The following is a 25,915-nucleotide window of genomic DNA, read 5'->3' as shown; positions in this document are numbered from 1 at the left end:
GAGCAGTTTCTCCCTAACTGAATAACTGTAAAACGACCCTCGGCCGATTTTGGCGCGAAATCCCGAGGGCCGGAAAGTTGGCCCGAAAAACCCGCGAAAATTTCGATTTCGCCACCAGACGCCGAGAGAGGCCCGGAGCGACGCGATATTTTTTTCGGTCTGCTAAAACAAGCCAACAACCCTAAAAACGCTCAGAGAGGCTAAAAACGATGACCATTTTAAACCGAGTAGCAATCGCGACAATTACCTCCCGGCTCGACGTGCTCAACCAAGAGCGAGACCGGCTCGCTCGAATCCTCAATCGTATTAAGGGAAACGAGGGGCTCGGCTGGTTAGCGGCAAACAACTGGTGTAAGAACCTCGACCATCAGATAAACAGCGAAATAGGGTTTTTAACGAACCTCTCGGCGATGCTTTCTAACACTCCCGAGCCGAGCGCCAAAATCGAGAATCCCGAGGGAGACGGCGCTCCGGCCGTTTAGAGCCTCGATCTTTTTCTAATCCTACTAAAACCCACAAAAACCGATGGAAACCTTACAGACGCTTAAAACACACCTCGAGGCAATGCTCACGATCACAAATAACGATCTCGAGGAGGCAAAAAAACGGCGCTACAAATCGGACGCCGACGAATGGGACCGGGGTTACTCGTTCGGGCAAACCGACGCACTCAAGATTGAGAGAGTTCATTTAAAGATGCTCCTCGGATTGGTGGAAAATGAGGCTGAAAAAGCGGCCGAAAATCCAAATTCGGCACCACAGACCAGACCGGGCGCTTAGAGCCACGATCTTTTTTTCGAGCAACTAAAGCAAGCCGATAGGCTCATAAAGTCTTAAATCAATCCTTTCCAATTCAAAATTTCCAAACCATGAACGCAATTCAAACCACTATCGCCGGAGTCTTTGTCGCCCTATTCGCCCGGTCCTCCAAAATCAGCCAAGCCGAGCGGATAGACCGCGCTTTCGAGCGAGCGACTATAAGCTCGGGCGCTTACGGTAATGGTTATATCGAGGGTTACGGCTCGGGTTACGACGCCGGTTACGAGGCCGGGCTCCGAGTGGGAGCACTCGCCGAAAAGCAAACCTTAACGGCCGTTCTCCGAATCCTCGAAAGCCAACCCGAAAACGCGGCCGATAATATCAAACAGCTCCTCGCTTTCTCCTCAGCCGCTTAGAGCCACGATCTTTTTCTCTCCCTACTTAAACACGTTCCAACCGCAACGGCGGACCGTTCCTAATTTCCTACCATGTCAGTATTTACACAGAAAAAGAAGTTTGTCGGCGACAAAGAGGGCTCGACGTATCGTTGGGAGCTCCGGCTTACGAACGGCTACACGTTCGACGGTTACTCGAAAAACGTCGGACAGGCCGAGAAACAGGACAAAGAGGCATTACTCCAAGATTGTATAGCCCGGCTCCTCAATAACGGCTATCTCGACAAATGTTTCCTTATGTCGTTCTATCGCCGGGAGTTCCTACACCGCGATAAGGACACGCTCCTTTTGCAGATGCACTACGAGAGGTACGAGGCTTTCGACCGGCTTAAGTTCTCGCTCCCAACCACCGAATTTTTAGACCGGATTTATAAGGCTCGCTTAACGGGAACGGGCCTCAACTACAAAGAATACTTACCCTCCCGGCCGGGCTTTCGGCACACCGAAAAAACCGATTTCGAGTTCAGTAAAACCCGCTTTCCGACAATCGAGCACCTCGTAAACCATTGCAAATTTCTACTCGAGAAGAAATACCCGAGAGAACGAGTCGAGGGCTTTTACCATCGGCTTAAGCACGAATACAGCGGACACCCTCTCCCCCAAACCTCGCCAATGGTTCGTCCGGCCTCGATTGATCTCCCGGCGACTCCAACGCTCGCCACCGCTCCGGCAATCGTAACGAGCGAGCCACGTCAGGCCGAGCCTCCCGCCGAATACGTAACCAAAGCCGAGAGCGAGGTTAACGGCATGATTGCAAATATGAATCGCCGGTTTAAGGCCAACTAGCCGCCCTCCTAAGCAATGGACCTAACGGCGAACATTAAGGCAATACGCAACCGGAAAGGCTTATCTCAAGCCGAGGTTGCAAGGAGGCTAGGAATAGACCAAACGTCTTATTTCCGCTTTGAAAAACGAGGGAATAAGTTAACGCTCGAACTACTCGAGAGAATCGCTCAGGCAATCGGCGTAACGCTTAAGGAGCTACTCGGCTACAGCGACCCGGCTCCGATCATTAGCGAGCAAGAACTCGAAAAATTACGATGGGACGCGCTCCGGGACAATGAATTGATCTACTACCAACGGGCCGAAATCGAGGAGCTCAAAGAGACCTTAAGCGAGCTCCTAATCCGAACCGGCAACGGATAAAAAAAGCCCTCGCTCTCAATGAGGGCGAGGGTTCCAACTCAAAATTTCCAAAAAATATTAACGGGCAAACATAATGAAAAAACGGCGACGATTTAAGCGAGTAGTCCCTTACGCAGTAGTCGAGGGCGAGCGGATTATCTCAGCACAACCCGACCTTTTCGACCCGAGCCGCGTCGATCTCGTGCTCCGGCAAGGTTGCCTTAATCTGCGAAAGACCGGGATTCTCAGTACCAACGATCTGCAACGGCTAGGCATAGCGAATGTTTAAGATTACCCTCCGGCTCTATCGGAGTCAGTTCGCGGCCTTTATCGGCTTTATTCCCGACCCGCGTAACCTCTCCTTTCGAGAATCGCTCGGCCTCCGTATCGAGGAGCTTATCCTCCTGGACTACCGGGCAAAACTTACACCCGCTCAGGTTTTTACGTGGCGCAATCGCCCAACGACTAAACGCTTTGCGGTAACGATCTCGCTCCAAGTTGCCCGGGCGCTCTATGCCGAACTGCAAGCGCACCAGCTAACGCCCGAGCTACAAGGGCTCCTTTGCGAACTCGATCAGGAACTCGTTAACGCAGGTCTCACCGATTAACCTTTCCCCTAGTGAAAACGCTCGTTGTAATCATTCTCTTTCCGGCGTTTATCGCCCTATGCCTCATTTGTCTATGCCTGTTCATGGTCGGAGCCGCTCTCTTTGGGCCGCTCCTCTCGATGGCTGGAATCGCTGAATTACCCGCTAAATTTTATGACTATGCAAAGTGAAACAAGCCGCGTCGGTGAAACCGAGCGTTTTAAAATGATTGCCAACAAAGCCCAACAAACCACACCGGAGGAGACCTCCGAGCAGAAGCGAAAGCAACAGGCCGTTAACGGCTTTTTGCACGAGCTCGCCCTCCTCACGCTCGCCGAGACGCCGATTAAATCGGCCGTTAAGAATCGAGCTCACGCGCTCCGGGGCGAAATCATTTACAACCTCAAGCCGGAGCACCGCGAGTTTTATCTCGCGAGCCGCGACGTAATTCTCACGTTCGCCCGGAGGCTCGCCAACGCCGAGACGCCTGAGCAACTCTCGAGCCTGCTTACGCTGATTCAAAACCATACGTTCGACGGCAAAGCAGAACGAGCATGAACGGAACCGCGACCCGGCTTAACGAGAGCGGCTCGCTTGTGGTCGGAATGGGCGACCGTAAGAAAACCGTCGCGCCCTCGGAGATTATATACCTCGCAGGCGACAGCAATTACAGCCGACTGATACGGAGCCGTAAACCGGCCGTAATGGTCTCGATTACGATAACCAAGTACGAGACGATTCTCCCGGATTTTATCCGAGTGCATAAGCAGTATATCGTTAATCCGGCTTTCGTAAAACGGCTGATTCCGGGCGACATACACCGGAACGGCGCAAAGATTCAACTCCGTAACGGAAAGCTCCTACCGGTCGCCCGTCGCCGGTTTCTCAAAATTCAAGACCAACTACTCGAGCTCGTTAAGCGAGCCGGGAATTAACCAACGGCCGAGCCCGATCTCCGGCTCGGCCAATCTCAAAATTTCCAAATGAAAGAGATAATACACACCCTCCGAACCTCGCTAAAGTTCGGCGGCAAACTATCGACAATCCTCGACCTCGGGTTCGTTCACGGCGTCTATAACAAAATGATGCAGGAGGCTATCGCGAAACACCTTAAGGCCGTAATCGACCGCGCCGAGGAGGCCGATAAGCTCGAGAAAGAAAATAAGGAGCTACGAGCTCAACTCGCCCAAACCATGCTCTTTTGACCAGTTCGAGCAACTTCGTGCGCAGTAGAAAAGCGAAAGCCCGGCACTTTCACGCCGGGCTTTCTTGTAATTGGTGTTCAACACATACTTAATGTAATAGCATTCAAACACTTCAGTATTCTTCTTCCTCCAAAAGATGCCTATGGTCCTCGGTTGACTTATCAAGGTTCAGAAGCTTGAAAAGAAGTGCCAAGCTTCTGAAAATTGGCAAAGTGACTAACATTATGCCCGAGACAACTGCTTTATTTGCAGTCGTAACAGTTATATTATCAGATGAAGCCCATACGACATATAGGAACACGGTGCAGATAAGCAACTCTATTATAGCATCCCTGAACACTGCAATCATCCTGTAGTAGTGTCGGCTAACGAACACCAGTTCAGTGGGGAGGTTGGTATCAATGGCTTTCTTATCCTTCGTCGTTAACTTATATGTCACTATGATCGTAAGAGCAGCGATCAAAAAACCAGCTAAAGAAATGCTAGCCCCGATTATACTAGACATTATATTAAGCTGATTGGCCTTATCTGTTACTTTGAAGTCAAAAATAGGCAACCTGTACGAGCCTAACCACACCAAAACAACAAACGCTAAGTCCTTGATAATAGGATACTTAACGTACCAGTCCATGAAGCGATTATATTTACCTCTCAGCCAATTCATTGTGACTAATCTAAAAGTCGTTTCTTAATGATTTCCTTCTCAATTTGGTGAAAAATATCGTCAGAAACAACAACCGCGTGTCCTTCAACTAGCTGAACCTTGAGTTTACTTTTTTGTTTATCGACAAGCAAATCGAACGTATCTAAAAGATTACCTCTTTCACTATCTTCAGCCGTTACCGTTAGCTTCTTGAAGGCGCTTGCTAAGTCAGGACGCCCTAACAAGCCATTAACGATACGTTCGACTATATTATTCCCTTCTCTAGTATCGTCTCTCTGTCTGTAATCATATTTTAAATCTACGGCTACATATTCGCTTTGAAAAGACGTTGCGAGTTTGTCAAGTGCGGCGAATGTATCTTCATCTAATTGCTTAACTCTATGTATATCATCCTTATGGACTTTAATTTCGATCTCCGAACACCTACGGATTCTTTCCAGAATGCTCTCTACTGAACCTCGGCCGATTGGAATATATCTCCCATCACGTATGAGATCATGATCGTTACCTACCTTGATTATGTAATTAAGTAAGTCACCAATACGCCCCCCCTGTACATTAAACTCAAAAGCTAGTAAAGGGCGCTTCCGGGCATGAACATAGTTGATAATGAAATGACTGGTTTCCATTATCCCTTCACCTTCAACTGTATCTATGCCTCTAGCGGCATCGGTGAGCATGTTCAAAATTTCGGGTTTAACGTCTGTACGTACGCTGCGCAGTTTACCCTTGATTTGTCTATTGGCAGAGTCAATAACTACACCTTGAATGAAAATGAATTTTCCTCCCAAGTTTCGGTAACGTTCTGGAGAACGCTTATGAGCCTGATTGATGATTGCGGAAAACGTTTGAATAAGGTTTTCCTCTTGGTTTAAGCCGTTGTTGTGGTGGTCTAAAGCCAGTTCGTAATAATGGACGGTTCGGTCAGTCTTTTTCAATGGTGTTCGGATTTAACTATGCGAGGGTTGGGGTCGGAATGCTACAAATTTCTAATTTCCCATTGCGATTGTACACATAAATGTGAAGCGTGGCAATAATTTGTTTACAAACGGGTCAGTACAACTTTAAACGCCCTCCCTCCCGGAGGGCTTTTTTGTGTCCTTTCGGGCCGCTCCGGACGAGTGCTATTTCGCCGTAAACAAACCAACCGCTACGGCGGCCGCTATTTACGATGCCCCCTCGCTCGATTTCTGATTTACACCCGCTTTTAGCCTATGCCTTTGGTAAGGCCGAGGCCGAGTTCCTCCTCACTTACCCGGAGGCTCCCAAACCGTTTATCTCCTGCACCTTTCGGAGCCCGGAGGAGCAAACCGCTCTGTTCAATCAACCGACCGACAAAATCGACAACAACGGAAACGGCAAGATTGATGAACCGGCCGAGCGCGTCACCAACGCCCGGGCCGGAGAATCTGCTCACAACTATAAACCGGCGCTCGCGTTCGACGTGGCTTTCCTCGCAAAAGGAGGCCGGATAGATTGGTCCGACAAATGGTTCGATTTGTTCGCTCCGCTCGTGCTCAAATCGACCGGCATAACGTGGGGCGGCAACTTTAAAAGCCTGCCCGATAGGCCGCACTTTGAACTAACCGGCTGGAAGAAACTCGCCGGTAAGTAGGTCCTTTCCGGGAGGGTTGGGAGGGGCGAATTTTGGTCTATGACCAACGAACAAAACCTCTCCCCTCCTCCTTTCCGACCGACCGAGCGGCTCGGTTGGATTATCCTCGCCGTAACCCTCGGCCTTTGCCTCCTCGCCGTCGTGCTGCTTCACTTATCGACCCGAAAAGAGCTCTCGACGTGCCACGAGAACCGGGAATCGCTCGGCCGCTTAGTCTCCCAAAAACAGGCCGTCGCCGACTCGATCAAATGGAGCGGCCGACTCGCTTTACAAACCACCAAAACCGATTCGTTAAGCCATGAAAACAGCCGTTTACGCGAGCGTATTGCTCTCGACTCTTGCGCTCGCCTTTCCGATCTCGAGCTCATGCGCTCAATCAACCAGCGATACCGCCGACACTAGCCGAACTTATATCGAGGCCGAGTTTATCCGCAACGTTCGCCACATAAACGCCGACCTCGTTAAGGGCGATTTCGCCCGGGCTCGGGAGGCCGGTTATCTGGCAACCATTGCCAACAAGGACCGAGGGCTCCTCGGCCTCTCGACCGAGCTTAACGAGTGCAAAGCAGGCTCGGCCGCGAAAGATCAGGCACTCGCCAAAACAACCGAGACCCTCAACCAGACAACCCAAAAGCTCGGCCGAGCCCGGCTCGAGAACTGGTTTTTTCGAGGGCTTATCGCACTAACCATTTACGCCAAAATCAAAGGTTTATGAATTTCGATTTGTGTTTCGTTTTGCTGTTTTATTTCTCCGGTTTGTTGGGAGGAGTCTCGCTCGGCTATATGCTCGCCGGGAAATGGGCCTCGCCGTTCGTTAAGCCGGAGCCCCCAAAGGCCAACAACTTACCGGCCTCGACTCCTCCTCCGATGCCGGAGCGGAAAACCGTCGAGCCCTACGAGCCGGTTTACTTACGCTATCATGCCGGGCGACCCGTTAACCGGCGTAGCCTTATCCGGGAGCTCCAATCGCGGCCAAACGAAAGCGTTTATTTGGTCGAGATTCCAAAACACGTTGGCGACCTTTTCGACTGGAACGCCGAACAGGAGTACCAACGAAAAGCCGCCGAGCAAGCGTTCGGCATAGCGGCCGGAATGGAAGCCTTTCGCGACTTTTTTAACTACGGACGTTGGCCGCAACCCGGCGCAAAACGGTCCTTTCCGGGAGACTCAACCGGGCCGAGTTTTGGGCATAAATCAACCGAGCCGGAAGGCTATAACGGATGAGCCAACCCATTACGCGCCGGGCGATGTTCGCCGAGATTCACCAAGAGTTAGGACTCGACGGCAAGCCGAACGAGTTCTCGCTCCGGTATTGCCGCAAAGACGGCTCTATCGGCTTTAAACCGCGATGCCGTAAGACCACGAAATCGACGCCGGGAGCCGGTAAGTTCCGCGCCAACGTCAGCGGAAACCACCTCTTTCTAGTCGAGGACGTAACCACCCGCGAGCCCTTTAACGTCCTTATCGACCTGATTCTCGAGTACAACGGTCGGCGCGTCAATCACACCTTTTAAGTATGAATTGGATAAACGACGAGGCTTTCGTTATCGAAAGCAAAAACTACGGGGCGGTCGTACAACTGACCAACTCACGCGACCAATCGTTCGGCGTTTCGGCCGTCGCCGGAGGCTCCAACAAACACGTTTTTTGGGGGGCTAACGACAACAAGCCAAACGAGATGAACCGGCTTAAGGAGCAAAACAATCAGGTTAAGCCCCTCCTCGAGGCTCAACGCGATATGATTTACGGCTCCGGGCTCGGCTTCTTTAAACGGGTTATCGCAGACGGTAAACAGCAACTCGAGCCGTATATCGACAGTCAGCTTATCGACTGGCAGTTCGAGACCGAATTGCAGGATTACATTATTGCAGCGATTAACGAGCGCGTACATAACGCCAACCCGTTTACCCGGTTCTCGTTTACGGTCGGCGGTATGCCGATTCTCGAGACCTCCGATTCGTTCGCGACCCGTATCGGCCGACCGACCAAAGGACAGGCCGTAAGCGAGTATTTCCTTAACCCGAATTTCGGCGACCGGACCTCCTTTAACGATTCCGACAGCATCTCGATTCCGGCCTTTAACCGGCGCGACCCGAAAGCGAACGTTGTCTCTATCCTCCATTGCCGGGAGCACATTCCCGGGAATCCGTGGTACGATTTCCCCTCGTGGTGGCTCTCGAAAGATTGGATTGAGCTCGCGAACCTTATCCCGCTTTTTCACAAGAGCGGCATTAAGAACGGCTACAACTTGAAATACTTAATCAAGATGCCGCGAGACTACTTCGATAAGGACGGGAGTAAGGAGCTCGACGCGAAAGCCGTCGCCGGGAAATGGGCCGCGTTCGGCGAGAACCTTAAGCAATGGCTTTCCGGCGTCGATAACGTTAACAAGAGCCTCTTAACGCGCTACCTCCGGGGCGAGGATGGGAAAGCCCTCGACAGTATCGACGTGGTTTCGCTGAAGAACGAAATGAGCGACGACGCTTACTCGAAAGTCTGGGAGATGGCAAACGTAAGCATTACGAACGGCGTCGGCATTTTGCCGGTCCTCGGCGGGGTAACGCCCGGCTCGAAATCCGGCGATTCCGGCGCTCAGATTCGCGTCGTTGCCGACTATCAGCAACATTTCCGCACACCCGTACACCGTCAGATAGTACTAACGCCGGTCGTTCACGCGCTCCGGCTGATGGGCTACACCGACGTAATTCCGGCCTTTACCGGCGTTCAATTAACCACCCTCGACGCTAACCCCAACGGGAAAGCGGCCGTTGTCAATCAAAACTAAATGGTCGAACTCGTTACCGTCGAAACCCTCAAGCGCGAGCTCGGCGCAGTACAGGCAAAACTTAGTTTGGCGACCGTCGAGCCGTTCGTTAAGAGCGGTCTCCGTTGGTTTCGCCGGGAGGTCGGAGCCGATCTCCTCGAACACCTCGAGGACCTCGCCAACCTCCCGGTCGGAGCCGGAGCCGAGGCCGAGCTCCTCGAGCTCGCTCAGGCTTGCGTAAGTTGGTACGCTTACGATCTGGCGTTCCCGCACCTCAAACTACGGGTTGGCGATTTGGGTATGACAAAGGCCAACCCCAACAACACGACGCCGGTTACAAAATGGGAATACCTCGACTCCCGCGAGGCTAATCTCGCGATGGTTGACCGGAGCCTCGAGGATTTTTTCGGCGAGCTCGAGCGGATTCGCCCGGCGAGTTGGACCGGCTCCGAGGCTTACAAAGAGCGGAACCGCGTCTTTATCCGCTCGGCGTGGGAGCTCGCTCGGTACGTGCCGAGTATGGGCAAAAACACCCGCTTTTTCTCCGGCCTCGTAACCTACGTCGAACGGGCCGAGACGCTCTATCTATTACCCCTCCTGGGCGATTCGGTTTTCGCCGATCTGAAAGCTAAATACCGAGACCCGAGCGGCCTCCCGTTAACGCTCACCGTTGCCGAGAAAGCTCTCCTTAACGAGCTCCTCCCGGCGCTCGCTCACGCGGCAATTTTCGAGGCCCTCCCGTACCTCCCGCTTAACGTCTCGCCGAGCGGCATCTCCGAGCAACGCTCCAAAGACGGCACGATTGAACAGGTCGCGCCCGGAGCCGGAACCCGGGACAGCCTCCGGCGACAGTTCCTCGCCGATGCCTCGACCTACCTCGCCCGGGCGAAAAACTACCTCGACAAAACGGCGAGCCCGAGCCTTTTCCCGGGCTACTACGCGGCCAACCAGAGCGACCCGCAGGCCGAGCCCGATTTCACCAACTCCGACTTAATAATCCTTTAAAACCAGTAAACAACGCAATGACTATGCAACACAATCGACACGCTCAGGACCCGCGCCGGGCTCCTATGAAAATCGTAAAGAATGAGCCCGAGCCGGAGGCCGTCGCCGAGACCGTCGCGAGCGAGTACGACTCGGAGGAGGCCGAGCTCGAGCGCGAGACCGAGGCTCTCGCCAAAAAGCGAACCGAGCTCGAGGACAAACGCCGGGCCGCTCAGGAGGCCGAGTACGAGCGTAAGCTCGCACAATACAACGCCTACCGGGAGGAGGCTAAAAACTTCCGGGCGACGGCCGCGAGCGAGACCGACGAGCCCTCGAAAAAGACCTATATCCGTTGGGCGCTCGAGGCCGACGCGAACGCGCTCGCCCTCGCTCAGGAGCTCGGCCTCGAGATTCCGAAAGAGCTCGAGCAAGCCGAGCCCAAACCGGCCAAAGCGACGAGCTCGAGCCGATTCGTTCTCGCGCTGCAAATCGGCTTTCTCTCGCTGATTCTGTACGTCTCTTACGGGCTGTTTTTCTCCTCGGGAGCCGCGTTAACCGAGAAGAACAAGGACCTACCGGCCGAGCTCCAAACGCAACCCTACGACGCGACGAGCATCCAAAAGTTTTACCTCGAGAAGTTTGTCGAGTTTTTCGACCTCCCGCTCGCGCTGGCGAAACTGGCGATTTTCGCGCCCTTTATTCTGCTTTACGTGCTCCCGTTCGGCAAAAACCGTAAGAGTCTGTTTACCGAGTTTCACGAAGAATTAACCCCTTTTCAGCGATGCGTTTTAACCGTTGTTTTCATCTCGTTATTTCTCTTACACTCGGCTCTATCGCATTTAGTCAAGCCGTAGCGCAATCCGTCAGGCGTGACCCGGTCAAACGAGATAAACCGGCTCCGGCCCGGCCGATCTCGTTTGACGAGACAATCCTCCGGCAAGCCATTTACGACACGGCCGCGAGTTATGTCGGCAAAACTGAGCGTACTAACCACAATGATGCGCCGTGGATTTCCAAAATCAACAAGTATAACGGCTTGCCCGACCGGGCGTTCTATTGTGCCTCGGGTTTCAACTACTGCCACCGCGTAAACGGCCTATGGATTCCGGTCCGGGCGGCTGGAATGGTTTCGAGCTACTTTTCGGACAGTAAGCGGATAATCTACCGACGCAACCGACGAGGCAACCAACGGAGCGGAATCGCACCGCAACGAATGGACGCCGTTTCGATTTTCGGGAGCCATATCGAGGGCCTCGCTCAGGACCGATTCGACCCGGACGCCGAGTATGTTTTATTACTCGGTTTCAACACCACCGGGGGGAAAGGCACCCGGGGCGGCTGCTACATCAACCGGCGACGCGTCTCGGATATAAAGCTCATTGCGAACTGGATTAGCCCAACGCTGCAAACCGTAATGACGGACCACTTTAAACAGTAGACAATGCACAACCAAAACGACCTTTCGCTCCTCGAGCGATTCTCGGCTCCGACGCCGAAACTGTTCTCACTGATTCGGAACGCCGGAGTTATCCTCGGGCTTTTCTCGGCCTTTCTAATGGGCCTCGAGGCTCAGGGAATCGAGCTCCCGGCGTTCCTTAAGACCGTCGCCGAGACGAGCTCGTTAATCGAGGGGATTGTCGCGGCCGTTATCGCTCAACTAACCGTCGATTTTAAGGCGCTCGCCCAAAAGAAAGCCCTCGACAGCATCTAAGCCGGAGCAATGCGAACGATTCACCTCGACAATACCGCGTACCAGTTGCCCGAGCGTTGGGCCGACGTTCCTCCCGAACGGTTGGCCCAACTCCTCCAACTGGTTTATTTCACTCCGGCGACCGGCGATAGCTACCTCGAGATAATCCGGCTCGCGTTGAACGCCAAACCACGCGTTTGGAAACTCCTCATGCGAAAGCATTTCGGAAACCAAGTCGGCAAGAAAGCCCGGACCGCCAACGCTATCGTTTTGCGCGACCTTTACCGGCTCCTCGGCTGGATGGAATCGGAGCCGATTCACGAGCGGCCGTTCGGCTCGATCTCCGTTAACGGCGTCGATTACCTCCTCCCGGAGACGGGTTTCTTAACGATGAGTTTCGGCGAGCTCACCGACGCGTATATCCATTTTCTCGCCTATATCCGGCAACTCGTACCCGGTAACGAGCGGCTTAATTTATTGGTTGCGACGCTATGCCGACCGGCCGCTCCCGGCAATCGGCCGGCCGATTGGAACGGCGACGAGCGCGAGCTCTATAACGAGTATATCGCCCGCGAGCGAGCGGCTCTCGTTAACGAACTCGCCGAGGCCGATAAGCTCGCGGTCCTGCTGTTTTTCGCCGGAAATATGAAAACGCTCCTCGGCCAATATGCCATTTTCGGCGACGGCGACGGCGAGCCCGAGGAGTACCCGGCGCAGGGCCTCGTTAAGAACGCGCACCTACTGGCCGAAAAGCATATTTTCGGCAACATGAGCGGCACCAAAGCGGCTAACGTGCACGAGGTTCTACTCTATCTCGAGGAGCACCGTAAGGACCTACTCGCCGAATACGAACGTAATAAAGCCGCCAACCAATGAACGTAACCAAGCAGTTTAAAGACTATTTTATCCCGCTCGCGAAAACCGTTCCCGGCATCAATTACGCCGTATTGTCGGACGGCGACCGAATGGAACGGTTTCTCGCCGACAGTCGCTCGGAGGACGTTTACCCGGGCGTCTTTTGCCTCCGGCCGAAATGCCGCTTAAGCGACAACGGAGCCGAACAAACGCTCGGCTGGTTCGACGTTACGTTCTACGTTTTTTGTTATTGCTCCGGGCTCGGCAACTATGCCGACGAGGACGCGACGTACGACGAGGCCGAGCGGCTCGCAACCGAGATTTACAAACAGCTCCGGGCCAATGACGGCGAACAAATCCTTTTCGAGGAGGGCCGGTCGCTGATGCTCGAGCCGGTCTCGTGGCTCGTTGCCGATGCCTGTTACGGCTACGAGGCAAAGGTCCGGTTTGCGTTGCCAATCAATCCCGTTATTTACTCGTAACTTACCACTATGCTACGCCGTAAACTCCTGTTTTGGGCCGTCTGGTTACTCGCCGGGCCGCTTGTTTTTATCCGCTATCTGTTCTCAAATCCTAGAACGGCGCTCGTTAAGACCGGCCTCGTACGGCTCTCGGTTTACCAAAATTTAGTCGTGCTCAAGCCCGAGAAAACCCGTCGCTTTCTGGCTAAAAAGGAGGTCGAGAACTACCTCCGGGAAAATCCTTACCTAACCCGCAAAAAGTATAAATGACTAAAAGTAATGAGCCTCAACCAGATCGGTTGAGGCTCATTACTTTTAGTCATTCTCAACTAAGAGAGGAATCTCCTCCTCTGACGTAGTATCTGCATATTCCAATATGTCACCTGGTTGACATTGCAACACCTTACAGATAGCCGCTAGTGTGTCAAAACGCACCCCTTTTGCTTTACCAGTTTTAAGCACCGATAGATTGACGTTAGATATACCGACCCGCTGAGACAACTCGTTAAGGGACATCTTTCTTCGGGCCATCATTACATCTAAATTCACAATAATAGCTCCATTCATATAAACGCTTCGTTTTCCCGCTTTACTGCGATGGCATTTTGCGCAAAGTAGCTCAACATCAAGATTGACAGAACGAGCACGTAGATGATCAGTGAATGATCGAATATATGCTCAAACAGGTACAGGGTAAATTGTCCTTGTGCTTCTTGAAAACTCACCTCTTTTTTATAGTAGTGCCAAGTGTCCATACCTGCATTGGCAAATGAGTTAAGCATGGCAACGACAAGAGCCAGCAGACCAACAGAACGAAGTTGTTTGACACTCGTCAACTCTAGGAAACCACGCTTGTTAAACGTTTTCTTCATCCTGAATACTAAGAAGCCAATAGCTACGATGCCCATGTATGTAGCTATTTTAAATACCCACATCCACCTAAGTACACCTGAATACTCTCCAATGATGGATACACCCCGATAAGTGAATAACAGGCACTCAAGCCCGATAAGAATAGAGACTCCCCAAAATAGGACGTTTATTATTTTCATGGTGCAAGTAATTTAGTGTGGAGCAAACGTAGTCATAAATTAATACAAAACAATTATTATTTAATGTTTTACATTAAATAATTAAACTGTCTACTACTAAGCCAAACTCTTCAATTCAGTCCTTTCCCAAGGCCGGTCGCCGGGCGAGCTTTCGCAAAACTTAGCGATATGCCCGTTACGACTCCCCTCCCGCCGATTGATTTCGCGGCCCTCCGGTTTAATTATTTCGAGCTCCTCGACCAAACGTTTAAACGACTCGAGAGCGGCCTCCCGGTTGTTGAGATTGCCCTCGACTCACCCGAGCGAGCTACGGAGGTCGAGGAGCGGTTTAACTACCTCGCCGTTCGCCGTAACCTCCCGATCTGTTTCGAGCTCGAGCCGGTTCGCGACGGTATTTACCGAATCTCCCACCACATAGACGAAAGCGAGCTCGCTTACTAACCCCTATGATTGACGCACTAAAAGCCGACGTTGTTTTCCTCCCGCTCCTCCTCAGCCGGAACCGTATCGAGCCCATTATCGAACCGGCCGACCCGAGCCTCGCCGACCGAACCGGGCTCCGGTATTTCCTCGACATTTCAATCCCGAGCTTTCCACTCTCGCCGACGTTCGCCAAACTGCTAACGATGCCCGGGAGCGAGAAACCACCGCTCGCCAACGGCTCGGCGAGCGTTTACGAGGGCGCTTACTTTCGGATTGATGAACTCCTTAACGAGGTCCTCGAACGGCAAAAGCCCGATTTCGCCCAAACCGGCCTTTCGGTGATTGCCTCCTTAACGATGCCGTTCCAGCTCGCCGAGTCGATTCAGAACAACGGCGTTTTGATTCCCGGCACCAACGTAACCCGGCCGAAACAGTGGCTTATCAAAGCCGGGCTTTCGGAGGCTGATTTCGCCGGTTGGGGCTCCCGCTTTTTCGATCAGTGGTTTACGCGCTCGTGGCTGACGTGGCAACCAGACGGAAAGACAGTCGGCGCGAGCTCGGAGGAGTATCTTTACTTTCTGCTTAACCAGACGCCCAACCCGGCGCAGGTTGTCCGGCGCGTCGAGGTAAACTACGCAGACGGCACGAGCGAGGTCCTCGACCGGGGGAGCTTAACGGGCGTCGGTTTGTATCAGGTCGTTTGTATGCCGGTCGGCCCGAAAGCCCTCGGCCTCGATACGCTCGGCAAGCCGGTTATCAGTTACGAGGTTTGGCTCTCAGACGGCAACCAATACCGACTTTCCGAAACGCGGCTCTATCGGCTCGATACGCAATACCGCAGGCAGGAGCGGCAAATCCTGTTTTGTAACAGCCTCGGCGGTTGGGACACGATTCGACTCCTCGGCGAGGGTTTCGAGACGCTCAAAACGAGCCGGACCTCGGCCGAGGTCGAGCGACCGTTCGGAGCCGGGGCCGATTTCTCGAGCGCAAAACTGGTTTACCTCGAGGGCGAGCGACAACTCCAAATTTCGACGGGTTGGCTCGAGCGTAACGCCCGGCAAACGCTCCGAACCTTTGACGAGCTCATGCTCGCCGAGTCGGTCTATCTGATTACCGATAAGGGACACATTCCGTTAGAGCTCGTTACAAACAGCCTGATTGATGCCGAGGACGCGAGCGGCCTCGTAAGCCGAACATTCATCTTTCGACAAACCGAGCTCGAGACGAGTTACTCCGATCTCCCGGCCGCGCCGGTCACGAGCGCCCGGGCGACGGGCTGGCGGGGCGTGGGTATCGTTCAGACGCTCGACGCCAACGGCAAACGAACCGGCCGGGGGCGACCGCTCCGGCTCCAACGATACTACCTCGACGACAAAACGCCCTACAAGCCGAGGACTGAAAAGCCCAACGTTCAGGGTGACCCGGATTTTATCGCCGACGCGGTTATCCCGGGCGGGGTTGCCGGTTCGACGCCCTACCCCAACGCGGCTATTTCCCGGCCGACCTCCTACACCCGCACCAATTGCGGAGCCGGAGTCGGCGGTCCGGCGATTGTCTCGATACCGGCCGGAACCTACGGAGGAGAGCGGCCGGGCGACGGCGACGAGCTCGCCGAGGCTCAATACCGGGCGAGCAATACGCAGGAGTTCGCCAACCTTAACGGGACGTGCACCGTACAACCCGAGCTTTATAACGTGGCAATCCCGGCCGGTTTATGGCACTACCGAGCCGCCGACCCGAGCCGCGTCGCGCTCCATTTTTGGGGAGGAGACCCGGCGACCGGAACGCCCAACCAGAGCGGAGGAGTCGAGCCGGACCTCGGCAATATTTGGACCGTACAAGGCACCGACCGGCCTTACGTGTTTCCGGTTGGCTCGAACGATCTCGATTTCCCGCCGAAAACGGCCGATTGGCGATTTATGGTTTACGGGCCGGTATCGGGCCTCGGTAACGTCAAGATTTGGCGGAACGGCGTCTCGGTTATGAACCTCGATTTTGCGTTCAACCTCGAGGGCTCGGAGTACTTCGCTTTCCCGGTCACACCCTCGGCCGGAGACAAATATTACTTTCTCGTAACCACCCGTTAAGCTATGTCGCTACAAATCCGCATGAACGGGCGAATCGTTGATCTCTCGCCCGGGGCAAAGATTGAGCTCGAGCTCGTGAGCCCTTACCTCGTTTACGACGATATTCTCTCGAGCAAAGTAACGATTCCCAACCTCCCGGCCTCGGCCCGGAACCGGGCAATTTTGGGCTATCCCGATCTACTGCAAAACGACGCGGTTTCGTTTCGCTATATGTGCGAGAAATATTACAACGGGCAACTATTGCAGACCGGAGCGGCCGTTCTGACCGAGGCCGGTTCGGAGTATTCGTTTACAGTTGTGCAAGCCCTAGGCGAGTTTTTCGGGGCGCATCAGTATAAGCCGTTGAGCGAGATAGATTTCGGCTCGCTTGCCCTCCCGAATCCGCTCGTTAAGCTTGTGAACTCGGGCAACGCTCCGGCCGTCTGCTTTCCCACAATTGTAAACCCGGACTATTACGGCTCCAACGGGGCCGAGGTCAGCTACTCGGGCAAAATGAACGATTTCGCGTCGGGAGCCTACTCGGCCACCGGGCCGAAAGTGCCGTTTTTGTTTGTCGATTACCTCCTCGGCCGGATTGCGGCCGTTACCGGCACGACCATAACCGGCGACTATTTCACGACCCGGCCGGAGCTCCGAAAGTTGATTTTGTTTAATACCCGGGCGCTCGACCGGGACGCCGGACCGGGAGCCTCGGCCGTTACGATCTCGCGGCATTTACCGGAGCTCACGCTCGCCGAGTTTTTCCTCGAGCTCCGTAAGCTGTTTAACCTCTCGTTTACGTTCAGCCCGGCCGAGCGGAAACTCTCGATTGGTTTTACGTCGGATATGCTCAAGCGGCCAACCGTCAAGGATTGGAGCGAGAAAGCCCTCAAGGTTTACCGCAAACAGCCCGAGACGAGCCGCCGATTACAACTCGGGAGCGAGCTCGACTCCAACGACGGTTTGCTTAAGGATAAGCCGCCGATTACGGCCGACTATCTCTCGGCCGAGCTCGCCGAGCCGACCGGAATCGCACCGCTCAAAAGCAAGTTTTCGACCCTCCTTATGGATGCCGCGAGCGGAACGGCGACGTGCAAGCAGGCAGGCGTTACGGCGACGCTCAACCAGTCGGCCAACAAGTTTGGAGCCCGGCTCCTGTTCTACACCGGGGGCGACGCGAATAACGACGCTCCTACGGCCTCGAGCACCCTCGGCGCTCTCTCGCTTTACTGGACAGGAGATAAGGGCCTAGCGCGAACGTTTTGGACCAAAAACGAGGAGTTACGGAGCCGTTGGTTTTACCTCGCCCGGAATATGACGCTTAACGAGTTCGATTTGGCCTCGCTCGACTTTTCGCAAAAGGTCCACATCAACGGGGTAAACTACCTCCCATTAAAAGTGATAGCCTCGCTCCCGGTCCGAGCTCCGGCTCAGGTTCTTTTCATAAGAGTCTAAAACTTTTTTTCGCATACCTTGAAAATCTTATCTTTTCAGGATATACTTTTTACGCTTCGTTATAGGTTTAAACGTTGTATCTCTTTTGTACAACGTTTAAACTCTATACTATTTTCTACCCATATTCCAGTTAGCACCTAACCCCAAGTATGCGGCAGTATTCTGAAAGCGACTACCTACAGTCATTTGGTAACTCGCATCCAACTCTAGAGAAATAATATCTGACACCTTATACTGAAGCCCTATTCTTGGATCTACCCCGCTACTATTCAACAAATTATCGCTAAAACTTACACTTTTCTCCTTATATAAGCTTATACCTATACCTAGGTAAGGAGTGAATGCTGTACGATTAAAGAAAAAATGTTCAACACCAGCGGAAAAAATAATAATATTGTTTGTATTCGACCTATTCAGACTGTTTGACACTACCCCTGCTCTCAAATATACATCGTTCTTATCACTAAAATAATAACGACCTCTTAACGAGCCCCCAAAGTATGGATCTGAAAAATCTAGCTTGGATGAAGGCGAAAGCATGTTAGCGCTAATTCCTGTCTGAAATCTATGGTCTTGCCCATAAGTTTTACAAAAAACTGACGAAAATGTAATCAATATTACGATTGAGAGCGCTAATTTCATAATGATTATATTCACCCAACAAATAAGTAATAAACGTACAAGTTGGGTGAATATTGTATTTAGTATGTAAATAAGAATGCTGTAGACGAAGATTTTAGCGTTTCATCGAAGTAATCATACGCTGCGATCGGAACATTAAAATCAGTGATATTACCACTTGGCCCATCATAGAAAGTAATATCAAAAAACTCAGTACCACTTTCAACAAAAGAACCAGTGTATGGTACCCCATCTACTTTAAAACTCCAGTTCGTTTCGTACCGCTGGGGTACTATTCTACGTTCTCCAAGAGAAATTTTATAAAATTCAGCTTCAACAAGCATTGTGGCTTTTCGTATCATCACAAAATCGGGCGAGCAATAGAGTTCACCCGTAAAAGGATCCCTGTTGCAAACAGAACCTCCTGGAGAAGGGACAAACATATTGTAACCTCTACATATCAGTTTGGTTCTTAAATAACAATTATCACCACCGGCACTAGTATTTTTGTTTTTCATAACTACTCTATTCCCATCTTGAAACATCTCAAAATCGGGATACCTAGCATTAGGACTATCTTTAGACTTATCTCTTATTCCTAGTACAACGTCTGAATACATTATACCTTTTTTCGCATAGTCAGACTTATTATCTGTATGCACAAGCATCTCCTGTTTTTCTAATCCTACTCCAGCTATAACTTTTAATTCTTTTTCGGAAAAGAAGTACGTGCTATTTGAGATATACAGGCATCCTTTTTTATTAGAAAGCTTGGCATGTGCTGAATTTATACTATTAAGCTTTTTATTATTAATACCCATTGATTTAGTGTCATTTATATAACTAGTATATAAAGACTCAAAGCCTAAGCTATTTGACCAATCTATATATTCTTCAGGCTTAAGGTTATCTACCTTTTTTAGATAAGCTAGAAAACTATCATAACTTCCAAAAGAAAGTGTACCATCTTTTATAGATAATTCTGCTTTATTATCAACTGAAAGTTTATTTTGTGATGGCCCTAAATTATCCATATTAGAGCAAGACGCTAAGAACAAAACAGAAAGCATTATAATAAAATGTCTCATAACAATTAAAGGAAAATTTTAGAAAAAAATTAAAGTAATTGTTCACAAACATAACTATAACATTAATGCCATTTTAATAATTAAATAATATTGTTATTTTAATTATAAATTGAGTAAAAAAAATAACTAGCTACATCTACTTAGAGGCTTATAAGTACATGCAACATAGCAATACACTGCTCAGCGCACCAGTACACTTTGTAAGTGAATCTATTAGCGAGTATATCTATGTCTACTTTTATCACAGATTCTTCTTTTTATACAATTTCTTTTCTTATCATCTGTATCACCAAGATCAGCGAAACGGATAGTACCAAGAATGATACATGGTCTTTTTATTTCATATGGTTTGACACCAATCGTGAAATATATAACATGGCTGCGGTTACTTCCATTCGCATTATAGCAACTCAAATCAAGCTTTTTGGTCCTTTATAGACACTGCATCCCAGTTTAGCTTGCCCAAAAACAAGCTATGGAATCAGCGACAGGGGTGAGAGGAGACCGCACCGGCGGACCGGCCCGGGCGACGTGGTTAACCACCAACCGCAATACGGCCCAAATCCTCGACCAGTACATTATCAAAGCCGAGGCCGCTTTTATTGCCCGGGCGAAAGCGGCCGGGCTCGTGCTGACCGGCGAAATGCTTAACTCATTCCGGCGAACGGCCGCGACCGAGGCTAACGGTTACGTCGAGGCCCGGCTCGAAATGGTCGGTTATTTCCGGCTACGCGACCTCCGTTCGATGAACTACACGCGAACCCCTCCCCTCGCAGCAATCGAGCGATTTGTCGAGGAGAAAGGGCTTAACAAGTTCGCTTACGTCCCCGGCTATCCGACCAAAAATCTAAGCCGACCGGCCTCCGATCTGGCGACGGTCGAGCGTATCGCGTGGGCAATCAAAATGAACCGCCAACGGCTCCCCAACATCTCCCGGGGCTATCGCGGCATTTACTCCGACCCGCTCCTCTCCGACGTGCTCCCCTATCTCTTTCGGGACCTTACCGACCAAACTTTTTTAACCGCAATGCGAGGAGTGAGGCTCCTCTTTTCCCAACAGTAAGCAATGGCTGTAAATCTAAACGAAACCGCAACGCTCAAACTCCGGGGCGACTCGACCGAGCTCGCCAACGATCTAACCCAACTCGACACCAAAGCGAAAGAGCTCCGTAAGACGCTTAAGGAAATCGAGACCAACGGGCCGGGCAAAGGCTCCGAGGAGTGGAAAAAATACAAGGCCGAGCTTAAGGACGTAACCACCGAGACGGCCCGGCTTAAGAAAGAGGTCGATCTCTCGCAGCTCACCTACGCCCAACTGAACAACCACGTTAAGGACCTTAACCGGGAGCTTAAAAAGCTCAAGCCCGGCACCGACGAATTTAACGCGGCCGCGAAACGACTCGGCGAGGCCGAGAAGTATTTCAGCGACGTAAACAAGCAGGTAACGACCATTAAGAAAGGGGGCGAGGACCTCGGACAGCCCTCGCTATGGAACAAAATCGGCGGGGGCGTCAAGATCATGGCGACCGCGTTTCAGGCGTTTATGGCGTTGCAGGTTGTCGGCTATATTATCGACATCGGCAAAAGCATCTTTGAGACGACCGCCAAATTTGAGAAGTACGAGAAAGTGCTCACGACGGCACTCGGCGGCAACTCAAAGGCGGCTAAGGAATCACTCGCAGCGATTAAGCAACTCGGAGCGCAAACGGCGTTCTCGGTCGATGAAATAACGGACGGTTACGTTAAAATGGTTAACCGGGGGCTCCGACCGACCAAAACCGAAATGGTCGCCTTAACGGACCTCGCAGCCTCGCAGGGTAAGACGTTCGACCAACTCGTAGAGGGCTTGCTCGACGCGGCAACCGGCGAGTTTGAGCGCTTAAAAGAGTTCGGGATGCGAGCCTCCAAAGCCGGAGAGGAGGTCGCGTTCAAGTTCAAGGACGCGAACCTCGTCGTTAAGAATACCGGCGAGGGGTTCGAGGTTCTCGATAAGAAAACGAATAAGGTCGTTAGTACTTTCCAAAGTCAGGAGGAGGCAACGCTCGGCGTCTTAACGGCCCTCGGCAAGATGAAAGGCGTAGCCGGTCAGAATGCCGATATGATGGACACGCTCGACGGCAAATCGAGCAACCTCGGCGACTCGTTCGACGCCCTCAAGGTTGAGCTCGGAACCGGGCTCCGGCCGATCTTCGTCGCTATCCTCGATTTGATTGGTAGGGCAATCCCGGCGCTCTCGCTCCTCGGGAAAGCGGTCGGTACGGTTTTGCTGATTGCAAAAACGATGGTTGTCGGTATTAGCGAGACGGTTCTCAATACGGGCAAAATGATTTTCTCGCTCGGCGAGGCCGCTTTGCAACTCTCACAAGGCAACATTGCCGGAGCAAAAGCGACATGGGAGGAGACAAAAAAGCTCGGCGCTGACGCGCTCAACGCGATACAGAAAAACGTAAAGGTTGGCGTTACTCAGATTGTCGATACGTGGAAAGACCCGAACGCCGGTATTGCCGCTCAGTTTGCCGGGAAAGAGCAGGGCGAGAAGTTTCAGAAGGAAATCACCAAAGAGCAGGAGAAAGCCCTCAAGGACCGCGAGAAAGCGGCCGAGAAAGCCCGGAAAGCCGAGGAGAAAGCCCACCAAAAACAGCTCGCCGACACGCAGAAAGCCAACGAGAAAGCCCTCGAGGAGCTCGCCCGGGCCGAGGCCGAGACGCATATCAACAGCATCAAGGACGAGGAGCAGCGCGAGTTCGTTAAGCTCATGGTTAAGCGCGACCGGGAGGCCGAGGCCGTACTCCGTAGCAAAGCGAGCGAGGCCGAGAAAGCCGCGACTATCGAGGGAATCAATAAACGGCTCGAGTCAGAAATCGCGAGGACGGCCGGAGAGTTCGCCGAGAAAAAACGCAAGAAAGCCGAGGAGGAGCTCGCTAAACAACTCGAGGCCGAGAAAGGCATTATTGAGCAGGAGCGGCAAGCCTATAACGCCCTCCTCGACTGGCGCGAGCTACAGGCGAAAGGCAACTCGACCAAACTTAACGAGATTCACCGCGAGCGGTTGAGCCGCGACTTTACGGCGACTATTAACCGGCTCGACGCCGAGGAGAACGCCGAGAAAGCGAAAGCCGCTCGGGAGATAACCGATAAGGACCAGCTCGCCCGGGCGCTGGCGGCAATCTCCGACCGCTACTATAACGAGCGCCAACTCGCCGGAGCCAAATACTCGGCCGAGGTCGCTAAGAGCGAGGAGGAGCTCCGGCAGAAAAAACAAGCCATTTGGAGCAACGGCGCGAACGCATTTAAGAGCCTCCTCGCCGGAGACCTTAACGCGTTTATCGAACACGGCTCCAAAATGTTCGAGGGCGAAAAGTCGGCGTGGCAAAAACGGCTTTCGCAGAACATGGAAAAGTACGAGGCCGTGGGGCAGATAGCCCAAGCCGCCGTACAATTCCTGAACGGGCTCGAGCAACAACGGGCCGAGCGAGCTATCGCCGAGGCTAAACGGATTCGCGACGAGAAAGTCGCAATTCTCGAGCAACAACTCGCCAACGAGAAAGCCGCGCAGGATGCCGCCGAGCTCGAAAAACAGCGGATTACGCAGGAGAGTAACGACAAAGTTTCGGCCATAAAATCGGCGACCGAATCGACAATCTCGAGCCTCGAAAGCCAATACCGGAGCCTCTCCTCGAGCGAGGAGAAAAAGAAGCTCGCCGACCAGCTCGAGAGCTACAAAACCTCGGCCGACGAAAAGAGCGCGACGGCCAAACAGACGGCCGAGGACGCAATCGAGGCCGCTCAGGAGGAGGCTAAACGAACGATTCAGGCCGCTCAGGATGCCGAGAAAGCCGCTATCAAATCGGCGACCTCGACCAAAGACGAGCGAATCGACGCGGCCGAGGTTACGCGGGACGCCGAAATCGCGGCCATTAACAAGCGCAAGGACGTAGACCAGGAGACCCGAAAACAGCTCCTCAAGGAGGCAAAGGATAAGTTCGATACCGAGAAAAAGCTCGCCGAGGATGAGGCTAAACTCAAAATCGAACAGGCAAAGGAGACGGCCAAAACCCAAACCGAGCTCGCCAAACAGACGGCCAAAACGAAAACCGAGCTCGCCAAAGATCAGTCGGAGGCCGAGCTTAAGGCAATCGAGGCCGTTCAGAAAGGCGACGAGAAAGCGGCTAAGGAGATTCTCGCCAAAGCCAAAGAGGACCAGAAAGAAAAGATTCGGCTCGCCAAAGAGCAGGCCGATAAAGCAATCGAGGAGGCCGAGAAAGAAAAGCGCGAAAAGCTAAAGAAAGTCGAGGCCGAGAAACAAACCCGGATTCAGAACCAAAAGGAGCTTAACCGGCAAATCGAGGCCGAGAATCAGAAAGCCCGGGCCGCCGAAGCAGCCGCCAAACTCAAGGCGTGGCAGGCGCAGAAAAAGGCAGACATGGCGACGGCCCTCATAACGGGAGCCCTCGCGACGTTGAAAGCCCTAGCCTCGACTATTTGGCCGGTAAACCTTGTTTTCGCGGCTATGTCGGCGGTAATGACCGGAATACAGGTCGCCATGATTGCGCGGCAACCAACACCCCAATTTGAGAAAGGCGGCTTTATTGCCCGGGGAGGGCGACACGGCTCGAGCTACGGCGAGAGCGGTATCGCGCTAATCGACCGACAGAGCGGCCGGGAGGTTGGCGAAATGGAGGGCGACGAGGCCATTATCAGCCGGGAGCAAACCGAGGCCAACCGGCCGCTAATCGAGCAAATGTTTCGCAACGCCCGGACGCCCAACCGTCGCCGGAGCTCGGTTCTCGGCGACCGCGACGCGATGGGCCGCTCGGCCCGGAGCCTCGAGGCTCCTCCGGCGTTCAAAAACGGCGGTCTGTTCTCGGCTCCCTATTGGGGCCGGGGTATGTACGAGTATGGTACGATTAAGGAGAGCGATTCGGAGTATAGCTCCGACGCTGGCAGCAACTCCGGGAGCGAGGGGGGCGTTAACGACGAGGCCACCGTCGCGGCCGCTCAGGAGGCCGTTAAGGAACAACTCCGGTTACTGGCAAAAATCGAGGAGGCCGTTACGCTCGCCGACAAACACGCGGCCGAGAATACCAAAGCCCTAACGACCAAACTCGACAGCCTATTCGACGCGCTCGGCCTCCGGCTCGGCTTCATTGCCCTAAGTATCAACGAGCGCACCCGGGCCAATACCGACCGACTCTCGGCCGATCTGACGCAGGCACTCGCCGACCGCAGCCGCGAGATAATAGCCGCCCTCAACGTATCGAACCGCGACAACGGCCGGGGCCTCGAGGCTCTCTCGGCACAACAGAAACTTTCCTTTACGCTCCTCAACCTCTCGTTAACGAAAGGCTTTACCAGCCTCGAGAACAAGACCGGGAAAGGGTTCGAGGGAATGAGCGAGGAGATTGTTAAGGCCGTTACCGAGTTGGAGACGGAGCTCTTAAAAACGCTCGCCACCAACCACAAAGCGAGCGCCGATCTCGTTAAGCAAAACCAGAAAGAGACCGTTACGCTCGTTAAGGCAAACCAGCTCGAGAGCGTTACCCTCGTTAAGGCCAACCAGAAAGCGACCGTTGAGCTCACCCGGGCCAACCAGAAAGAGACGGTTCAACTCTTGACCGATCAGCAGTTCGAGAGCGTTACGCTCTTAACGGACAACCATCGGGAAACGATCACGCTCCTAACGGATAACCACCGGCAGACAATCGACACGCTCGACCGATTCGCCGACCGCACCGAGCAAAGCCTCGCGACGCTCGACGCCGATCTCGTTCGGGCGCTCGAGAGCCTCTCCAATCAGACGGCCTATTCGCTCGACGTGCTGGCAACCCGGACGGCGAACGGGCTCGATAGTATGGCGTTTCAGGTTGGCGGGTTACGCGGTTCGATTAGCGCCGTCGAGGGAGCGGTTTACCAAGTGAGGGGAGCCGTCAACGGTGTGGAGGGAGCCGTTTACGGCACCAACCAAGCCGGGCGACTGGATTCGCTTATCGGCGCGATTTCGAGCTTTGCCGGTAAGGGTTGACAATTGCGGGAGGAGTCGTATCTT

33 protein-coding genes are annotated in these 25,915 nt (G+C 52.9%); 27 read left to right on the top strand and 6 right to left on the bottom strand.

Annotation, left to right across the window (positions count from 1 at the left end; translation table 11 throughout):
- Positions 1 to 209 precede the first annotated feature (209 nt).
- The 10 genes from CLV58_RS00990 (at position 210) to CLV58_RS00945 (ending at position 4,131) form a co-directional block, all read left to right on the top strand.
- Positions 210 to 482: a hypothetical protein gene (locus CLV58_RS00990; protein ID WP_106135899.1), complete on the top strand. Its 273-nt coding sequence runs from the start codon at positions 210 to 212 to the stop codon at positions 480 to 482.
- 43 nt (positions 483 to 525) lie between these two features.
- The gene (locus tag CLV58_RS00985) at positions 526 to 780 is read left to right on the top strand and encodes a hypothetical protein (RefSeq protein WP_106135898.1); all 255 of its coding nucleotides are present in this window, start codon (positions 526 to 528) and stop codon (positions 778 to 780) included.
- A gap of 89 nt (positions 781 to 869) precedes the next feature.
- Complete coding sequence (locus CLV58_RS00980) at positions 870 to 1,175, top strand: hypothetical protein (protein WP_106135897.1); 306 nt, start codon at positions 870 to 872, stop codon at positions 1,173 to 1,175.
- Between the two features lie 72 nt (positions 1,176 to 1,247).
- A complete protein-coding gene (locus tag CLV58_RS00975; protein ID WP_106135896.1) occupies positions 1,248 to 2,000 on the top strand; it encodes a hypothetical protein in 753 nt (250 codons plus the stop codon).
- Positions 2,001 to 2,015: 15 nt separating this feature from the next.
- Positions 2,016 to 2,360, top strand: coding sequence for a helix-turn-helix domain-containing protein (locus CLV58_RS00970; protein WP_106135895.1), 345 nt, complete (start codon positions 2,016 to 2,018; stop codon positions 2,358 to 2,360).
- A gap of 260 nt (positions 2,361 to 2,620) precedes the next feature.
- A complete protein-coding gene (locus tag CLV58_RS00960; protein ID WP_106135893.1) occupies positions 2,621 to 2,947 on the top strand; it encodes a hypothetical protein in 327 nt (108 codons plus the stop codon).
- Positions 2,948 to 2,958: 11 nt separating this feature from the next.
- On the top strand, positions 2,959 to 3,117 hold the full coding sequence (locus tag CLV58_RS28255) for a hypothetical protein (RefSeq protein ID WP_170108620.1): 159 nt from the start codon (positions 2,959 to 2,961) through the stop codon (positions 3,115 to 3,117).
- The gene (locus CLV58_RS00955; protein WP_146141337.1) at positions 3,107 to 3,484 is read left to right on the top strand and encodes a hypothetical protein; all 378 of its coding nucleotides are present in this window, start codon (positions 3,107 to 3,109) and stop codon (positions 3,482 to 3,484) included. The genes CLV58_RS28255 and CLV58_RS00955 overlap by 11 nt, the downstream gene beginning before the upstream one ends.
- Positions 3,481 to 3,861: a LytR/AlgR family response regulator transcription factor gene (locus CLV58_RS00950; RefSeq protein WP_106135891.1), complete on the top strand. Its 381-nt coding sequence runs from the start codon at positions 3,481 to 3,483 to the stop codon at positions 3,859 to 3,861. Before CLV58_RS00955 ends, CLV58_RS00950 begins: the two co-directional genes overlap by 4 nt.
- A gap of 48 nt (positions 3,862 to 3,909) precedes the next feature.
- A complete protein-coding gene (locus tag CLV58_RS00945; RefSeq protein WP_106135890.1) occupies positions 3,910 to 4,131 on the top strand; it encodes a hypothetical protein in 222 nt (73 codons plus the stop codon).
- Between the two features lie 112 nt (positions 4,132 to 4,243).
- On the opposite strand, the gene CLV58_RS00940 is transcribed toward CLV58_RS00945, so the two are convergent.
- On the bottom strand, positions 4,244 to 4,762 hold the full coding sequence (locus CLV58_RS00940) for a hypothetical protein (RefSeq protein ID WP_146141336.1): 519 nt from the start codon (positions 4,760 to 4,762) through the stop codon (positions 4,244 to 4,246).
- A gap of 38 nt (positions 4,763 to 4,800) precedes the next feature.
- Positions 4,801 to 5,733: a hypothetical protein gene (locus CLV58_RS00935; RefSeq protein WP_106135888.1), complete on the bottom strand. Its 933-nt coding sequence runs from the start codon at positions 5,731 to 5,733 to the stop codon at positions 4,801 to 4,803.
- A 233-nt stretch (positions 5,734 to 5,966) separates the two neighbouring features.
- On the opposite strand from CLV58_RS00935, the gene CLV58_RS00930 reads away from it, so the two are divergent.
- The 12 genes from CLV58_RS00930 (at position 5,967) to CLV58_RS00875 (ending at position 13,434) form a co-directional block, all read left to right on the top strand.
- A complete protein-coding gene (locus CLV58_RS00930; protein ID WP_106135887.1) occupies positions 5,967 to 6,410 on the top strand; it encodes a M15 family metallopeptidase in 444 nt (147 codons plus the stop codon).
- Between the two features lie 298 nt (positions 6,411 to 6,708).
- Positions 6,709 to 7,125, top strand: coding sequence for a hypothetical protein (locus CLV58_RS00925; protein ID WP_106135886.1), 417 nt, complete (start codon positions 6,709 to 6,711; stop codon positions 7,123 to 7,125).
- On the top strand, positions 7,122 to 7,634 hold the full coding sequence (locus tag CLV58_RS00920) for a hypothetical protein (protein WP_106135885.1): 513 nt from the start codon (positions 7,122 to 7,124) through the stop codon (positions 7,632 to 7,634). Before CLV58_RS00925 ends, CLV58_RS00920 begins: the two co-directional genes overlap by 4 nt.
- Entirely contained in the window at positions 7,631 to 7,924 is a 294-nt protein-coding gene (locus CLV58_RS00915) for a hypothetical protein (RefSeq protein WP_106135884.1), read from the top strand. Before CLV58_RS00920 ends, CLV58_RS00915 begins: the two co-directional genes overlap by 4 nt.
- Positions 7,925 to 7,926: 2 nt before the next feature.
- A complete protein-coding gene (locus CLV58_RS00910; protein ID WP_106135883.1) occupies positions 7,927 to 9,195 on the top strand; it encodes a hypothetical protein in 1,269 nt (422 codons plus the stop codon).
- Positions 9,196 to 10,179 (top strand): DUF6712 family protein, encoded by a 984-nt coding sequence (locus CLV58_RS00905; RefSeq protein WP_106135882.1) that lies wholly within the window; start codon positions 9,196 to 9,198, stop codon positions 10,177 to 10,179.
- A 23-nt stretch (positions 10,180 to 10,202) separates the two neighbouring features.
- A complete protein-coding gene (locus tag CLV58_RS00900) occupies positions 10,203 to 11,012 on the top strand; it encodes a hypothetical protein (protein WP_146141335.1) in 810 nt (269 codons plus the stop codon).
- On the top strand, positions 10,940 to 11,596 hold the full coding sequence (locus CLV58_RS27930) for a hypothetical protein (protein WP_146141334.1): 657 nt from the start codon (positions 10,940 to 10,942) through the stop codon (positions 11,594 to 11,596). Before CLV58_RS00900 ends, CLV58_RS27930 begins: the two co-directional genes overlap by 73 nt.
- A 3-nt stretch (positions 11,597 to 11,599) precedes the next feature.
- On the top strand, positions 11,600 to 11,869 hold the full coding sequence (locus CLV58_RS00890; protein ID WP_106135879.1) for a hypothetical protein: 270 nt from the start codon (positions 11,600 to 11,602) through the stop codon (positions 11,867 to 11,869).
- A 9-nt stretch (positions 11,870 to 11,878) separates the two neighbouring features.
- Complete coding sequence (locus CLV58_RS00885) at positions 11,879 to 12,724, top strand: hypothetical protein (protein ID WP_106135878.1); 846 nt, start codon at positions 11,879 to 11,881, stop codon at positions 12,722 to 12,724.
- Positions 12,721 to 13,185 (top strand): hypothetical protein, encoded by a 465-nt coding sequence (locus tag CLV58_RS00880; protein WP_106135877.1) that lies wholly within the window; start codon positions 12,721 to 12,723, stop codon positions 13,183 to 13,185. Before CLV58_RS00885 ends, CLV58_RS00880 begins: the two co-directional genes overlap by 4 nt.
- A 9-nt stretch (positions 13,186 to 13,194) precedes the next feature.
- On the top strand, positions 13,195 to 13,434 hold the full coding sequence (locus CLV58_RS00875; RefSeq protein ID WP_106135876.1) for a hypothetical protein: 240 nt from the start codon (positions 13,195 to 13,197) through the stop codon (positions 13,432 to 13,434).
- A 45-nt stretch (positions 13,435 to 13,479) separates the two neighbouring features.
- Here the strand turns inward: CLV58_RS00875 and CLV58_RS00870 are convergent, their stop codons facing one another.
- Positions 13,480 to 13,731 carry a helix-turn-helix domain-containing protein gene (locus tag CLV58_RS00870; protein ID WP_106135875.1) on the bottom strand — a complete coding sequence of 84 codons (252 nt, stop codon included), beginning with the start codon at positions 13,729 to 13,731 and terminating at the stop codon, positions 13,480 to 13,482.
- Entirely contained in the window at positions 13,728 to 14,216 is a 489-nt protein-coding gene (locus tag CLV58_RS00865) for a hypothetical protein (RefSeq protein WP_106135874.1), read from the bottom strand. Before CLV58_RS00865 ends, CLV58_RS00870 begins: the two co-directional genes overlap by 4 nt.
- A gap of 168 nt (positions 14,217 to 14,384) precedes the next feature.
- Between CLV58_RS00865 and CLV58_RS00860 the strand changes: the two genes are divergently transcribed.
- Genes CLV58_RS00860 through CLV58_RS00850 form a run of 3 tightly spaced genes read left to right on the top strand, consistent with a single transcriptional unit; the run spans position 14,385 to position 18,160 of the window.
- Complete coding sequence (locus tag CLV58_RS00860) at positions 14,385 to 14,657, top strand: hypothetical protein (protein WP_106135873.1); 273 nt, start codon at positions 14,385 to 14,387, stop codon at positions 14,655 to 14,657.
- Between the two features lie 5 nt (positions 14,658 to 14,662).
- Complete coding sequence (locus CLV58_RS00855; RefSeq protein WP_106135872.1) at positions 14,663 to 16,726, top strand: DUF5977 domain-containing protein; 2,064 nt, start codon at positions 14,663 to 14,665, stop codon at positions 16,724 to 16,726.
- A 3-nt stretch (positions 16,727 to 16,729) separates the two neighbouring features.
- Entirely contained in the window at positions 16,730 to 18,160 is a 1,431-nt protein-coding gene (locus CLV58_RS00850; protein ID WP_106135871.1) for a hypothetical protein, read from the top strand.
- A 108-nt stretch (positions 18,161 to 18,268) separates the two neighbouring features.
- Here CLV58_RS00850 and CLV58_RS00845 read toward each other — a convergent pair whose 3' ends face one another.
- Positions 18,269 to 18,802, bottom strand: coding sequence for an outer membrane beta-barrel protein (locus tag CLV58_RS00845; RefSeq protein WP_106135870.1), 534 nt, complete (start codon positions 18,800 to 18,802; stop codon positions 18,269 to 18,271).
- A 59-nt stretch (positions 18,803 to 18,861) separates the two neighbouring features.
- On the bottom strand, positions 18,862 to 19,869 hold the full coding sequence (locus CLV58_RS00840) for a hypothetical protein (protein ID WP_146141333.1): 1,008 nt from the start codon (positions 19,867 to 19,869) through the stop codon (positions 18,862 to 18,864).
- 493 nt (positions 19,870 to 20,362) lie between these two features.
- Between CLV58_RS00840 and CLV58_RS00835 the strand changes: the two genes are divergently transcribed.
- Together CLV58_RS00835 and CLV58_RS00830 are read left to right on the top strand one after the other, a co-directional pair.
- Positions 20,363 to 20,932: a hypothetical protein gene (locus tag CLV58_RS00835; RefSeq protein WP_146141332.1), complete on the top strand. Its 570-nt coding sequence runs from the start codon at positions 20,363 to 20,365 to the stop codon at positions 20,930 to 20,932.
- A 3-nt stretch (positions 20,933 to 20,935) separates the two neighbouring features.
- On the top strand, positions 20,936 to 25,891 hold the full coding sequence (locus CLV58_RS00830) for a hypothetical protein (RefSeq protein WP_106135867.1): 4,956 nt from the start codon (positions 20,936 to 20,938) through the stop codon (positions 25,889 to 25,891).
- Positions 25,892 to 25,915 lie beyond the last annotated feature (24 nt).

This window comes from Spirosoma oryzae (genome assembly GCF_003002825.1).
In the GTDB taxonomy this organism is placed as follows: domain Bacteria; phylum Bacteroidota; class Bacteroidia; order Cytophagales; family Spirosomataceae; genus Spirosoma; species Spirosoma oryzae.
This window is presented reverse-complemented; position numbering and strand designations above follow the sequence as displayed.